The following is a 13919-nucleotide window of genomic DNA, read 5'->3' as shown; positions in this document are numbered from 1 at the left end:
CCCCCAACAGGCAAGAAATTACGTCCTGCAATCATTCTGTCGTTTATCCCCTGGTCAGATGGAACGTGTATTTTTCGGAGGCATTGCCGTAATCGGTAATGCACCGCCAACTGACGTCATTCGCCGGTGCAGCGTCGGGAAGAGGGATATCAACGCGTGATGCTGGCCCCACCATATCGGCGCTTTCGAGCTTCTGCGAGCCTAGCGAGAGAGAGTCAAAAACGGTGTAAAACGCACTGTCGTTTATCACCGTCAGCTGCTGGCCCTGGCGAACGAAGCGCAGATTCTTGCAGGACTCGCCTGGCGTCCCGTTGAGCCCCACGGGACGCCAGAACAGCTTCAGTCGCGTTTTGTAGATGAGTCGTAGCACGTTTTTATCGGCATCCTCTGCGGCGGTTGCGGGCACCGTGCGGACATTCAAATAAAACAGCGTCTCTTTGTCTTTCGGTAACGGGCTGCCGTTCCAGGTGATTCGCAGGCTTTGCTCTTTTTGAGGATCGAGTCGAAAGAGGGGGGGCGTGACAATAAAGGGCCCACGCGTTTTGCCATCGCCAGTGTCGGTCCAGGTCTGGATCAGCCAGGGCAATTCTTTTTCACTGTTCGTAAGCGGCAGGGCAACTTCCTTTTTTGCAGCATCGTAAATTATGCGGGTGCGGCCGATTTGTATTCCCGCAGCGTGACAAAACGAACTTGTTATGACGGGAAGGCATAATAAAAACAGCAGGGATGTGCGCACGGGAAACCCTTATTGGAGCAGGTTGAAATAATGATAATAGTCCGCTTTCGGACTATTATCGGAGCATGACGCATTACGTGTCATTATCTAATCAGTGGCATGCTGAATATTAGATAAACAGGTATTAACGATATAAAATATTCACCGTCATATCCGCATCGGCAGGGCCAGCGGTCACCGTTGCGGCAAATGACTTATAGCGGGCGTTAAAGTCGGCTTTAATGGTATCGGTAGTACGGGTGGCCAGTTGAATATAAACCTGTCCTTCTGCCCCATCCATGGTGATAAGTTGAGTGTCTTTGCCCGCCGGGCTAACGGCGACGCCGATACCGGTGGCGGCGGTCTCACCGGTGGTGGTGATTTTGCTGACATCCAGCAGCGTAGAGGTATTGGTCAGGGTCGTCGTGCCGTTAAAGGTGAGCTGTACTGCCGGCAGCCCATCGCTCTTTACCGGGCAGTTTGCGAGCGTAATCGAGAACGGGGTCAGGGAAGATTCAGTTCCGACCGCCTTAAAAAGAGATTTAGGGTACGTCCCCAGAGGGACCGTACTGTCCGTGCCGCTATCACCCTGAATGGTGCAGCTCGGTTCAATAATTTCTCCCGTAAAGTGGACCGTCCCCGCATTCATTTCGGCAGCAAAACTGCCCATCGAAATGGCCGCAAGTACTGCGCCAGCCATAAAGTTATTTTTGAAATCCATCTGCAAAAACTCCTGAGTTTAAAAACACGTTAGGTATTCAATTTAATATTTTGGCTCAATTGACACCGTGCAGAAGTATAGCGGGTAATTTCCTTCAAGTAATTGTGGGTCAAGATTAATATTAATTATTATAACCGTCATGAAAAATATTTTAATACTGGAGAAAAACCATTATTGATATAAATCAATTATAATTTTTTCTATTCCATATCATCCATAAGTATATTTTGATCAAAAAATAGACGTATTTTGTTGATGAAACCAGCCAACTCAGTTTTTAAAAATTTTATATTTATTTTTATTAAAAACACTTTTAAAAAATAATCAGTATTAAAAAGTGATTGCCAAACCTGATCTGTACGTTTTTTGAACGGCAAGCAGCCTCGCTACAGCGTTTAATCGTTAAAGTGGTTAACAGGGCATGATTATAGGGGTTTATCTACCCATTGGCGATAACCTCCCGTGGCAAGATAACCGTGACGTAATGGGCTGAGCATGCACTGTGGCAGAAGAGAACGACGACAAAACGGAAGCCCCCACACCCCACCGACTTGAAAAAGCGCGTGAGGAAGGGCAGATCCCCCGATCCCGAGAATTGACCTCCCTGCTGATCCTTGTCGTAGGGGTGTGCATTATCTGGTGGGGTGGGGAGTCGCTCGCCCGCAAGCTGGCGGGAATGCTCTCAACTGGCTTACGTTTTGACCACAGTATGGTCAATGACCCGAATCTGATCCTCAGCCAGATTATTCAGTTAATAAAAGGGGCCATGGTTGCGCTGCTGCCCTTAATTACCGGCGTGGTGCTGGTGGCGCTGGTCTCTCCAGTCATGCTGGGCGGTCTGGTGTTTAGCGGAAAATCACTGCAGCCCAAATTTTCGAAGCTGAACCCACTGCCGGGCATTGCGAAAATGTTTTCGGCGCAGACCGGCGCCGAGCTGCTCAAGGCTATTCTCAAATCGGTGCTGATGGGCAGTTCTGCCGGGTTCTTCCTCTGGTATCACTGGCCCGAAATGATGCGCCTCATCAGCGAGTCGCCCCTTACTGCCATGAGTAATGCCCTGAATCTGGTTGGACTCTGCGCGCTGCTGGTGGTGCTCAGCATTATCCCGATGGTCGGTTTTGACGTTATCTTCCAGCTTTATAGCCATTTCAAGAAACTGCGGATGTCACGTCAGGATATCCGTGACGAATATAAGCAGATGGAAGGTGACCCGCACGTTAAAGGGCGTATCCGTCAGATGCAGCGTGCTGCCGCTCGTCGGCGCATGATGGAGGATGTGCCGAAGGCGGATGTCATCGTCACCAACCCGACACACTATTCCGTTGCCTTGCGCTACGACGAAAATAAGATGAGCGCGCCGAAAGTGGTGGCGAAAGGGGCGGGGCTGATCGCACTTCGTATCCGGGAAATTGGCACCGAAAACCGCGTGCCGATCCTGGAAGCTCCACCGCTGGCGCGTGCCTTATACCGCCATGCGGAAATCGGACAACAGATCCCGGGACAACTCTACGCCGCGGTGGCGGAAGTGCTGGCCTGGGTATGGCAGTTGAAACGCTGGCGTCTGGCCGGGGGTCAACGGCCTGTGAAACCTGAGAACCTTCCGGTGCCTGCCGCGCTGGATTTTATGAACGAGAAGGACACTGATGGCTAATCTGGTGGCAATGTTGCGCCTGCCCGGCAACCTGAAATCGACCCAATGGCAGATCCTCGCCGGGCCGATTCTCATCCTGTTAATTTTGTCGATGATGGTTCTGCCGCTCCCGGCATTCATCCTCGATCTGCTGTTCACGTTTAATATTGCGCTCTCCATTATGGTGCTGCTGGTGGCGATGTTCACTCAGCGGACCCTCGAGTTTGCCGCGTTCCCGACCATTCTGCTGTTTACCACTCTGCTGCGACTGGCACTGAACGTGGCGTCCACGCGTATCATTCTGATGGAAGGACACACCGGCGCGGCAGCAGCAGGTAAAGTGGTGGAGGCCTTCGGCCACTTCCTGGTCGGCGGTAATTTCGCTATCGGTATCGTGGTGTTCGTTATCCTCGTGATCATCAACTTTATGGTTATCACCAAAGGTGCCGGACGTATTGCGGAAGTGGGCGCCCGTTTTGTGCTGGACGGGATGCCGGGCAAGCAGATGGCGATCGACGCCGATCTGAATGCCGGGTTAATCGCGGAAGATGAAGCCAAAAAACGCCGTGCGGAAGTCACTCAGGAAGCGGACTTCTACGGATCCATGGACGGTGCGAGTAAGTTTGTGCGCGGTGATGCCATCGCGGGCATTCTGATCATGGTGATTAACGTGGTGGGCGGCCTGCTGGTGGGGGTATTGCAGCACGGCATGGACATGGGCCACGCGGCGGAAAGCTACACGCTGCTGACTATTGGTGATGGTCTGGTCGCGCAGATCCCGGCGCTGGTCATCTCCACGGCGGCGGGCGTGATTGTCACCCGCGTGAGTACCGATCAGGACGTTGGCGAGCAGATGGTTGGCCAGCTCTTCAGTAACCCGCGCGTAATGCTGCTGGCCGCTGCCGTTCTGGGTCTGCTTGGTCTGGTACCGGGCATGCCAAACCTCGTCTTCCTGCTGTTTACGGCGGGTCTGCTGGGCCTTGCCTGGTGGATGCGTGGCCGTGAAACCCAACCGGCGGCGGATCCGGTTCCGGTGAAAATGCCAGAGAATACTCAGGCCGTCGAGGCGACGTGGAACGACGTGCAGCTGGAAGATTCCCTGGGAATGGAAGTGGGGTATCGCCTGATCCCGATGGTGGATTTTCAGCAGGATGGCGAGCTGCTTGGCCGTATCCGCAGTATCCGTAAAAAATTCGCTCAGGATATGGGCTTCCTGCCGCCGGTGGTTCACATCCGTGACAATATGGATCTGCCGCCTGCGCGCTACCGTATTCTGATGAAAGGGGTCGAAATTGGCAGCGGCGATGCCTACCCGGGTCGCTGGCTGGCCATTAACCCTGGCACCGCGGCAGGCACGCTGCCGGGCGAGCAAACCGTCGATCCGGCCTTTGGTCTGGCGGCCATCTGGATTGAAAGTGCGCTGAAAGAGCAGGCGCAAATCCAGGGGTATACGGTGGTCGAAGCCAGTACCGTGGTGGCAACCCATCTTAATCATCTGATTGGGCAATTCTCGGCAGAGCTGTTTGGTCGTCAGGAAGCGCAGCAGCTTCTCGACCGCGTGACGCAGGAGATGCCGAAGCTGACGGAAGATCTGGTCCCGGGCGTGCTGACGTTAACCACGCTGCACAAGGTGCTGCAAAACCTGCTCGAGGAAAAAGTGCCGATCCGCGATATGCGAACCATTCTGGAAACCCTTGCCGAGCATGCGCCGCTGCAAAGCGATCCGCACGAGCTGACGGCGGTGGTGCGCGTGGCGCTGGGGCGCGCAATCACGCAGCAGTGGTTCCCGGGGACCGGAGAAGTGCAGGTGATTGGCCTCGACACGCCGCTTGAACGTCTGCTGCTGCAGGCTCTGCAGGGCGGGGGCGGCCTGGAGCCAGGTCTGGCGGATCGCCTGCTGGAGCAGACCCAGGAGGCACTGGCACGTCAGGAGATGCTGGGGGCGCCACCCGTGCTGCTGGTCAACCATGCGCTGCGTCCGCTGCTGTCGCGCTTCCTGCGTCGCAGCCTGAACCAGCTGGTGGTGCTGTCGAATATGGAGTTGTCGGATAACCGTCATATCCGCATGACGGCGACGATTGGAGGAAAATAATGGCTAAATGGCTTTGGATTATGCTCTTCCCGCTGGCGGCACAGGCGGCCGGGGAAGGCGCCTGGCAGGCAAGCAGCATGGGCGTGACCCTGAGCAACCGGGGTGTCGCCATGTCTTCTACTCCGCTGTCGCCCTCTGAAGCGGTTTCCGGTCTGATGGGGATGGTGGTCTGGAATTACAGACTGATTGGCCCAACGCCAGCCGGACTGCGGGTGCGGCTCTGCTCCCAGAGTCGCTGTACGGAAATCGACGGAGAGAATGGCACGACGCAGGCGTTCAACGGCGTGCCCGCCATTGAACCTTTGCGTTTTATCTGGGAAGTGCCGGGCGGGGGACGTTTGATCCCGGCGCTAAAAGTGCAGAGCAATTCTGTCATTGTAAACTACCGCTAACTGCCCGCTTTTTCACCAGCCATCAGGGAATACTGATGGCTGGCTCGCAAAACTGACCTCACCTTTTGATGAAAAAGAAACGCTGTTTTATAAATCAGTGACACGCGTGACGATACTCTTTGCATTTTTGCCATTCACCCCCTGCGTGATGGCAGAAACAGAAAGGTATCAGGAAGTCGATGCCTTTACTGTAGCCGTGTAAAAGCTCCCGGACGAGGTTTGCTTACAGGGAGTCTCCCAACATTGATTAGGGTTGACGGCAATGAAAACACGTAAAATTGGACTCGCAAATTATCTTGCATACGGGTCAGGTGATTTCCTCGGGGCGGGTACCACCGCCCTGACGGCGGCCTGGCTTTTGTATTTTTACACCACCTTCTGTGGACTCACACCGATTGAAGCAACGTTCATTTTTGCCGCGGCACGGGTGCTGGATGCCGTTGTCAGTCCGTTAATGGGGTTTTTGACGGACAACTTCGGTACGACCTGGCTCGGAAAGCGCTTTGGTCGCCGTAAATTCTTTATTCTGCTGGGGATCCCGTGCGTGTTCAGCTACTCGCTGATGTGGGTGGGGGACATGAATTTCTGGTATTACCTGCTGACTTATCTGGTGTTTGATATTGTCTACACCATGATTCTGGTGCCGTACGAGACGCTGGTGCCGGAAATGACCGATGACTTCAAACAGAAAACCAAGTTCTCCGGGGCGCGTATTTCCATGGCGCAGATGTCCGCCATTCTGGCCTCCTTTCTGCCCGGGATATTGCTCACGCATTTCGGTAAAGACAATGCGGTCTCCTTCTTCTATGCAAGCCTGGTTTTCTCCGTTCTGTGCGCCCTGATGCTCATTTTCGTCTGGTGCTTTACCTGGGAACGTCCGCGTGAGGAATGGTCCGAAGCGGCGCTGCGGGCTGAAGAAGAGAAGAAGAAGCTGACGCTGGGCCAGAGCCTGAATCGTCTGTTCGTGGAATTGAGTTCTACGCTGCGAATTAAAATTTTCCGCCAGCATCTGGGCATGTATCTCGGCGGCTACATTGCGCAGGATGTATTTAACGCGGTCTTCACCTACTACGTGGTGTTTGTGCTGATGCAGGAAGCCTCAATGGCCTCTAACCTGCTCGGTACGATGGCCATCTTCCAGTTTCTCGCCGTGCTCGGGATGATCCCGCTGTGCATTCGCTTTGGTCCTGCGCCGTCCTACCGCATGGTGGTGGTACTGTTTGGCCTGGCCTCTCTTTCTTACGCCGTCCTCTATTATGCCGGGCTGAGCGACATCTATTCTCTGCTGTTGCTGGTTTCTGCCATTGCCGGTCTTGGCCGCGGCGGTATCAACTACGTGCCGTGGAATACCTATACCTACATCGCTGATGTGGACGAAGTGATCACCGGTCAGCGCCGCGAAGGGATCTTCGCCGGCATCATGACCCTCACCCGTAAAGCGTCTCAGGCCGGTGCGGTGATGCTGGTGGGCATCGTGATGCAGATGTCCGGCTTTGTCAGCGGTCAGAAAGTGCAGCCTGCGGAAGTGAGCCATACCATTTTGATGATCCTGAGTGTGGGCACCCTCCTGGTGCTGTTCTGCGGATTCCTCGTTTCCCTGCGTTTCAGACTGAATTTACAGACCCACAGCACGCTGCGCGAGGAGACCGCGAAAATGCGTGCGTGGGGTCATGCGATACCGGAATCAGCGACGCCGCACGCCCGCGCCACTGTCGAGATGCTGGCCGGTATGCCGTATGCGTCACTGTGGGGTAATAACAACATCGGTTATCTGAATCGCAATAAGCCAGCCGCACCTTCGCTGAAGGATCGTGCAGTACTGAATTCGACATACAACAGAGGTTAAGATGATGAAAGTTTGGCCTGTCAAACATAGCCCGTTATTGCGTCAACCTGAACGCTTTATTGCCAGAGATGAGCTGAAAGCACTGATTCAAAAGGTGACGCATAACCTGGTCAATATCCACGACAAGACGGGTGAGTTTTTGCTGCGGCTGGACGACGGGCGCGTGATCGACACCAAAGGCTGGGCCGGATGGGAATGGACGCACGGCGTCGGTTTGTACGGTATCTGGCAGTATTACTGCCAGACCGGTGACACAGGCATGCGCGACATTATCGACAGCTGGTTTGCTGACCGTTTTGCTGAAGGTGCCACTACCAAAAACGTCAATACGATGTCGCCGTTCCTGACGCTGGCCTGTCGTTATGAAGAGACCAAAAACCCGGCCTGGCTGCCGTGGCTGGAAAGCTGGGCGGAATGGGCGATGACCGAGATGCCGCGCACCGATCACGGTGGCATGCAGCACATCACCCTGGCGGAAGAGAATCATCAGCAGATGTGGGATGACACGCTGATGATGACGGTGTTGCCGCTGGCGAAAATCGGCAAACTGCTCAACAAACCGGAGTACGTTGAAGAGGCGGTGTATCAGTTCCTGCTGCACGTGCAGAACCTGATGGACCGGGAGACGGGCCTGTGGTTCCACGGCTGGAGTTACGACGGCAACCATAACTTTGCCCGTGCCCGCTGGGCGAGGGGCAACAGCTGGCTCACCATCGTGATTCCGGATTTCCTCGAACTGATTGATTTGCCGGAAAACAACGCCGTGCGCCGTTATCTGGTGCAGGTATTGAATGCGCAAATTGCCGCGCTGGCAAAGTGTCAGGACGAGAGCGGCTTGTGGCATACCCTGCTGGACGATCCGGGCTCGTACCTGGAGGCGTCCGCGACGGCCGGGGTTGCCTACGGGATCCTGAAAGCGGTGCGTAAGCGCTATGTTGCGCCTGCGTATGCTGACGTTGCTGAAAAAGCGATTCGCGGCATCGTGAAAAATATCTCGCCGGAAGGGGAGTTATTGCAAACGTCGTTCGGCACGGGGATGGGCAGCGACCTGGCGTTTTATCGCCAAATCCCGCTGACGTCGATGCCCTACGGACAGGCCATGGCGATTCTGTGTCTGACGGAGTATTTGCGGAAGTATTTCTGATAATAAAAAACCCGGCGGCTGCCGGGTTTTTTGTATTACATACGCTCTACGGTTTCGATACCCAGGGTATCCAGACCCAGCTTCAGGGTCTTCGCCGTCAGCTGCGCCAGCTTCAGGCGGCTGTTGCGGACCGATTCATTTTCCGCAGACAGAATAGGGCAGTGCTCGTAGAAGCCGGAGAACAGACCCGCCAGATCGTACAGGTAAGCGCACATAACGTGCGGCGTACCGTCACGGGCGACAACCGTCAGCGTCTCTTCAAACTGCAGCAGACGCGCCGCCAGCTGGGCTTCACGATCTTCCGTGATGGTCACGGTCGCATTCGCCAGCACGTTTTCATCAATGTTCGCTTTACGGAACACCGAGAGCACGCGGGTGTAAGCATATTGCATGTAAGGCGCCGTGTTGCCTTCAAACGCCAGCATGTTATCCCAGTCGAAGATATAGTCGGTGGTTCGGTTTTTAGAGAGATCCGCGTATTTCACCGCGCCGATACCGACGGCGTTAGCCAGTTTTTCCAGCTCGTCGGCAGGCATGTCCGGGTTCTTCTCTGCCACCAGACGACGGGCGCGCTCCAGCGCTTCATCCAGCAGGTCAGACAGCTTCACGGTACCACCCGCACGGGTTTTGAACGGCTTGCCGTCTTTACCGAGCATCATGCCGAACATGTGGTGTTCCAGCGGAACGCAATCCGGTACGTAACCGGCTTTACGCACGATAGTCCATGCCTGCATCAGGTGCTGGTGCTGACGGGAGTCGATGTAGTACAGCACACGGTCAGCATGCAGGGTTTCGTAACGGTACTTCGCGCAGGCGATATCGGTGGTGGTGTAGAGATAGCCGCCATCCTTTTTCTGGATGATCACGCCCATCGGTTCACCTTCCTTGTTTTTGTACTCATCAAGGAACACGACCGTTGCACCTTCGCTCTCAACCGCCAGGTTTTTCGCTTTCAGGTCCGCCACAATGCCCGGCAGCATTGGGTTATAAAGGCTCTCACCCATCACATCATCACGGGTCAGGGTCACGTTCAGACGGTTATAGGTAAGCTGGTTCTGGGACATGGTGATGTCCACCAGCTTGCGCCACATCTCGAGGAAGTATTGATCCCCGCCCTGCAGCTTGACGACGTAGCTGCGCGCGCGCTCGGCAAAGGCTTCGTCTTCGTCGTAATGCTTTTTCGCTTCGCGGTAGAACCCTTCCAGGTCCGCCAGCGCCATTTCACCCGCGTTTTCCTGCTGCTGTTTTTCCAGGTAAGCAATCAGCATGCCGAACTGGGTACCCCAGTCGCCAACGTGGTTTGCGCGGATTACCTTGTGACCGAGAAACTCAAGCGTGCGCACCGCGGCATCACCAATGATGGTGGAACGCAGGTGACCAACGTGCATCTCTTTCGCCACGTTCGGGGCAGAGTAGTCGATCACCACCGTCTGCGCTTGTGGTCGGGAGACACCCAGACGGTCTGATTTCAGCGCCGCGTCAACGTGGCTTGCCAGGAATGCAGGCTCCAGGAAAATGTTGATAAAGCCCGGGCCAGCGATTTCGGTTTTGCTGGCGATACCGGTGAGATCCAGATGCGTCAATACCTGCTCAGCGAGCTGTCGCGGCGGCATGCCCAGTTTTTTAGCCACTGCCATCACGCCATTAGCCTGATAGTCGCCAAACTGTACTTTTGCTGACTGACGAACCTGTGGTTCGCAATCCGCAGGCGCACCTGCGGCAATCAGTGCCTGACTGACTTTTTCGGAGAGAAGAGCCTGAATATTCACCTGGATACCTTACGTTTTTGATGCGGGCCTACAACCGCCCGCGCCAGTTAAAGAATTTAGGGCGGGAGTATACTGCAAATGCCTTCTGCCGTCAGCATTGCGGGGCCCGAAGATTGCTCAGAATCCAGCCAGAGAAGAGGTGCATAAACATGCAGTCGTAAAAACCGCGATTCAGAGGTTGGTCGAAACAGGGCAACAGAGTAAATTAGCGGCTTTGCGACATGAAAAGAGACTGACGTATGGCGAACTGGCAATCCATTGACGAACTGCATGATATTTCCGCAGATTTACCGCGCTTCACCCAGGCGTTCACAGAACTTGCCACCCGTCTTGGTCTGGATATCGCGCCGCTTGAGGCCGATCACATCTCTTTGCGCTGCCATCAAAACGCGACTGCCGAGCGCTGGCGTCGCGGGTTTGAACAGTGTGGTGAGTTGCTTTCTGAGAACATGATTAATGGTCGTCCCATTTGTCTGTTCAAACTGCATGAACCGGTCTGCGTGGCGCACTGGCAATTCACCGTTGTAGAACTGCCATGGCCGGGTGAAAAACGTTACCCGCACGAAGGCTGGGAGCATATCGAAATCGTCCTGCCGGGTGAGCCGGAAACGTTGAACGCGCGCGCGCTGGCCCTGCTCTCAGACGAGGGATTAAGCCAGCCGGGCATTTTTGTGAAGACAAGTTCGCCCAAAGGCGAGCGTGAGCGTCTGCCTAATCCGACGCTGGCCGTGACTGACGGGCAGGTGACGGTGAAATTTCATCCGTGGACCATTGAGCAGATCGTTGCCAGCGAAGCCTGAGAGTTGTGACTCGTCGCTGAGACCCAAAACAAGAGGCGTGCCATGATGGCGCGTTAAGCCGATTTTAAGGAGGAGTCGATGGCGCTGCTGGAGATTTGTTGTTATAGCGTGGAGTGTGCCGTCACCGCGCAACGGAAAGGGGCCGATCGCATTGAACTGTGCGCCGCCCCGAAAGAAGGAGGGTTAACGCCCTCATACGGCGTGCTGACGTCGGCCCGTAAGGCCGTCACCCTTCCGGTACACCCCATTATTCGTCCTCGCGGCGGTGATTTTTGTTATACGTCGGGTGAGTTCAGTGCCATGCTTCAAGATATCGCCCTTGTTCGTGACCTCGGGTTCCCCGGGCTGGTGACCGGCCTGCTGGATGAAGACGGTGAGGTCGATCTGCCGCGTATGCGTCAGGTGATGGACGCCGCAAAAGGAATGGCCGTGACGTTTCATCGTGCGTTTGATATGTGCAAAAACCCACTGCAAGCGTTTGATACCCTTGCCGAACTGGGTGTGGCGCGCGTTCTGACATCAGGGCAACAGTCATCTGCTGAAAAAGGTCTGCAATTAATTACGGAACTAAAAGCCCATTCCGGTGTTCCAATAATAATGGCGGGTGCGGGAGTCCGTGCCGGCAATCTGGAACGGTTTTTAAACGCCGGGGTGGAAGAGCTTCACAGCTCTGCGGTGAAATGGATACCTTCACCCATGCGTTATCGCAATACAGGGCTGTCAATGTCGACGGATGCTGAAGCGGATGAGTATTCACGCTACGGTGTAGATGGAGAGTCGGTTGCGGAAATGAAGTCGCTGATTGAGCGCTATCACGTGTAGCAACGTACCGATTTTTACCGCGCATCATGTCGCCCAATATGATGCTTGCTTGTACCAGGCCCCTGCAATTTCAACAGGGGCCTTTTTTTCTCCTTCATATTTCAAGCCGCAGCCGCGTTGGCCGCCTCGCTCACCCCGGTCACTTACTGATGTAAGCTCCCGGGGATTCGCTGCGTTGCCGCCTTGCTGCAACTTGAACTATTCTGGAGAAAACGTGCGACGCGTAGGCCGGGTAAGGCGTAGCCGCCACCCGGCTAAAGGGCTACGGCTTCGTCGCGATCAATACCGCACGCATCGGTGCCGGATAGCCTTCGATGGTTTTGCTGTGGTCGGCCGGGTCAAGGAACTGCTCCAGCGACTCGGTGATCATCCAGTCGGTGCGGCGCTGCTCCTCGAGTGACGTCACGCTGACATCGGCAATCCGCACATCCACAAAACCGCACTTTTCCAGCCAGTTCTTCAATGCCAGCGCGGACGGGATAAAGTAGACGTTACGCATCTGGGCGTAGCGATCGCCCGGGACCAGAACGGCATGTTCGTCACCTTCGATCACCAGCGTTTCCAGTACCAGTTCACCGCCGCTGACCAGCTGGTCTTTAAGCTGCCACAGATGTTCAAGTGGGGACCGACGATGATAGAGCACGCCCATGGAGAAAACGGTATCAAACGCTTTCAGGGCCGGGAGTTGTTCAATACCCAGCGGCAGCAGGTGCGCGCGCTGGTCGTTGCCCAGTAGTTTACGCACTGCTTCAAACTGGCACAGGAACAGCTGCATTGGGTCGATACCGACTGCCAGATGCGCGCCTGCGCCAATCATGCGCCACATGTGGTAACCGCTGCCGCAGCCCACGTCCAGAATAGTGCGCCCGGTCAGGTCAGACAGATGAGGCAGAACGCGATCCCATTTCCAGTCGGAGCGCCATTCGGTGTTGATGTTCACCCCGTAGAGCGAGAAAGGCCCTTTGCGCCACGGCATCAGGTTACGCATCAGCGTTTCGATGCGGTTGATCTGCCCGGCCGGGAGCGGTGCTTCGCTTTCTGCGGTGACGCTGTGAAGCAGGTCCAGACGATGCGGGGTCAGCTCTGGCAGATACTCCACCGCATTTGACCACTGCTTTAACAGGCCGTGCTGCTGATCGCGCTGCCAGGCGGCAATCTGCGCGGGCAGAGTTTCCAGCCAGTGAGACAGATGGTTTTTAGCTATCAGCTGATAGAAATTACTGAACTCAATCATGCTGCATCTCCGGCTTTTAGCGCCACCAGTGAGCCAAAGTTAAAGCACTGGAACCACAGTTCGCTATGCTCAAATTTGGCTTTGCGCAGGCGTGCTTTGTGGGTTTCTACGGAGTCTGTCAGCATCACGTTTTCCAGCATGCTGCGCTTCTGGCTGATCTCCAGCTCGCTGTAACCGTTCGCACGTTTAAAATCGAGGTGCATATTGAACAGCAGTTCGCCAACGTCGGCATCCTCAAAGCTGAATTTCTCGGAAAGCACCAGCGCGCCGCCGGGATTTAGCCCCTGGTAAATTTTGTCCAGCAGCAGCTGACGGTCTTCAGGCACCAGGAACTGCAGGGTAAAATTCAGGATGACCATCGACGCGTTGTGAATTTCAATCTCACGAATATCGCCTTCGACGACGTCCACCGGTACAGGGGCTTTATACGCATCAATATGGCGACGGCAGCGTTCTACCATCGCCGGGGAGTTGTCGACGGCAATGATTCGGCAATCTTCATGATGAACGTTACGACGTACCGACAGCGTTGCCGCGCCGAGCGAGCAGCCCAGGTCATAGACCTGCGTGCCGGGTTGAACGAAGCGCTCAGCCAGCATACCGATCATAGAGATAATATTGGAATAACCGGGAACAGAGCGCTGGATCATATCCGGGAAGACTTCGGCTACCCGTTCATCGAAGGTCCAGTCGCCCAGGCTGGCGATAGGCGCGGAAAAAAGCGTGTCGCGATCTGACATAACGTAAAAATCCG

Annotated in this window: 12 protein-coding genes; 7 read left to right on the top strand and 5 right to left on the bottom strand. The window is 55.2% G+C overall.

Features of this window, described 5'->3' with window-relative positions:
* Positions 1–43: 43 nt before the first annotated feature.
* Together AAER43_RS14135 and AAER43_RS14130 are read right to left on the bottom strand one after the other, a co-directional pair.
* Entirely contained in the window at positions 44–736 is a 693-nt protein-coding gene (locus tag AAER43_RS14135; protein ID WP_023330733.1) for a molecular chaperone, read from the bottom strand.
* Positions 737–860: 124 nt separating this feature from the next.
* Positions 861–1436 carry a fimbrial protein gene (locus AAER43_RS14130; protein WP_014884336.1) on the bottom strand — a complete coding sequence of 192 codons (576 nt, stop codon included), beginning with the start codon at positions 1434–1436 and terminating at the stop codon, positions 861–863.
* A 502-nt stretch (positions 1437–1938) separates the two neighbouring features.
* Here AAER43_RS14130 and flhB point away from each other — a divergent pair.
* The 5 genes from flhB to AAER43_RS14105 all read left to right on the top strand — a co-directional run bounded on the left by flhB (position 1939) and on the right by AAER43_RS14105 (position 8540).
* Entirely contained in the window at positions 1939–3087 is a 1149-nt protein-coding gene (gene flhB / locus AAER43_RS14125) for a flagellar biosynthesis protein FlhB (RefSeq protein WP_023330732.1), read from the top strand.
* Entirely contained in the window at positions 3080–5158 is a 2079-nt protein-coding gene (gene flhA / locus AAER43_RS14120; RefSeq protein WP_014884334.1) for a flagellar biosynthesis protein FlhA, read from the top strand. The genes flhB and flhA overlap by 8 nt, the downstream gene beginning before the upstream one ends.
* The gene (locus AAER43_RS14115) at positions 5158–5550 is read left to right on the top strand and encodes a flagellar protein FlhE (RefSeq protein WP_014884333.1); all 393 of its coding nucleotides are present in this window, start codon (positions 5158–5160) and stop codon (positions 5548–5550) included. Before flhA ends, AAER43_RS14115 begins: the two co-directional genes overlap by 1 nt.
* Before the next feature lie 262 nt (positions 5551–5812).
* A complete protein-coding gene (locus AAER43_RS14110) occupies positions 5813–7396 on the top strand; it encodes an MFS transporter (RefSeq protein WP_047027919.1) in 1584 nt (527 codons plus the stop codon).
* Positions 7397–7400: 4 nt separating this feature from the next.
* Positions 7401–8540, top strand: a complete 1140-nt coding sequence (locus tag AAER43_RS14105; protein WP_050861736.1) for a glycoside hydrolase family 105 protein — start codon at positions 7401–7403, stop codon at positions 8538–8540.
* Positions 8541–8575: 35 nt separating this feature from the next.
* Here the strand turns inward: AAER43_RS14105 and argS are convergent, their stop codons facing one another.
* On the bottom strand, positions 8576–10309 hold the full coding sequence (gene argS, locus AAER43_RS14100; RefSeq protein ID WP_014884330.1) for an arginine--tRNA ligase: 1734 nt from the start codon (positions 10307–10309) through the stop codon (positions 8576–8578).
* A 239-nt stretch (positions 10310–10548) separates the two neighbouring features.
* On the opposite strand from argS, the gene AAER43_RS14095 reads away from it, so the two are divergent.
* A complete protein-coding gene (locus AAER43_RS14095; RefSeq protein ID WP_014884329.1) occupies positions 10549–11109 on the top strand; it encodes a VOC family protein in 561 nt (186 codons plus the stop codon).
* A 78-nt stretch (positions 11110–11187) separates the two neighbouring features.
* Positions 11188–11931 (top strand): copper homeostasis protein CutC, encoded by a 744-nt coding sequence (gene cutC / locus AAER43_RS14090; RefSeq protein ID WP_050861715.1) that lies wholly within the window; start codon positions 11188–11190, stop codon positions 11929–11931.
* A gap of 262 nt (positions 11932–12193) precedes the next feature.
* On the opposite strand, the gene cmoB is transcribed toward cutC, so the two are convergent.
* Both cmoB and cmoA read right to left on the bottom strand, forming a co-directional pair.
* A complete protein-coding gene (cmoB, locus tag AAER43_RS14085) occupies positions 12194–13165 on the bottom strand; it encodes a tRNA 5-methoxyuridine(34)/uridine 5-oxyacetic acid(34) synthase CmoB (protein ID WP_014884327.1) in 972 nt (323 codons plus the stop codon).
* Positions 13162–13905, bottom strand: a complete 744-nt coding sequence (cmoA, locus tag AAER43_RS14080; RefSeq protein ID WP_050861716.1) for a carboxy-S-adenosyl-L-methionine synthase CmoA — start codon at positions 13903–13905, stop codon at positions 13162–13164. The genes cmoB and cmoA overlap by 4 nt, the downstream gene beginning before the upstream one ends.
* Positions 13906–13919: the final 14 nt, after the last annotated feature.

The organism is Enterobacter sp. FUJ80071, assembly GCF_038739915.1.
GTDB classification, from domain to species: Bacteria; Pseudomonadota; Gammaproteobacteria; order Enterobacterales; family Enterobacteriaceae; genus Enterobacter; species Enterobacter kobei.
This window is presented reverse-complemented; position numbering and strand designations above follow the sequence as displayed.

Bases quoted from the DNA above. Each gene is read 5' to 3' on its own strand.
- AAER43_RS14095 (WP_014884329.1), top strand. From the start codon at position 10,549: ATGGCGAACTGGCAATCCATTGACGAACTGCATGATATTTCCGCAGAT.
- cmoB (WP_014884327.1), bottom strand. From the start codon at position 13,165: ATGATTGAGTTCAGTAATTTCTATCAGCTGATAGCTAAAAACCATCTG.
- AAER43_RS14105 (WP_050861736.1), top strand. From the start codon at position 7,401: ATGAAAGTTTGGCCTGTCAAACATAGCCCGTTATTGCGTCAACCTGAA.
- AAER43_RS14115 (WP_014884333.1), top strand. From the start codon at position 5,158: ATGGCTAAATGGCTTTGGATTATGCTCTTCCCGCTGGCGGCACAGGCG.
- flhA (WP_014884334.1), top strand. From the start codon at position 3,080: ATGGCTAATCTGGTGGCAATGTTGCGCCTGCCCGGCAACCTGAAATCG.
- AAER43_RS14130 (WP_014884336.1), bottom strand. From the start codon at position 1,436: ATGGATTTCAAAAATAACTTTATGGCTGGCGCAGTACTTGCGGCCATT.
- cmoA (WP_050861716.1), bottom strand. From the start codon at position 13,905: ATGTCAGATCGCGACACGCTTTTTTCCGCGCCTATCGCCAGCCTGGGC.
- cutC (WP_050861715.1), top strand. From the start codon at position 11,188: ATGGCGCTGCTGGAGATTTGTTGTTATAGCGTGGAGTGTGCCGTCACC.
- AAER43_RS14110 (WP_047027919.1), top strand. From the start codon at position 5,813: ATGAAAACACGTAAAATTGGACTCGCAAATTATCTTGCATACGGGTCA.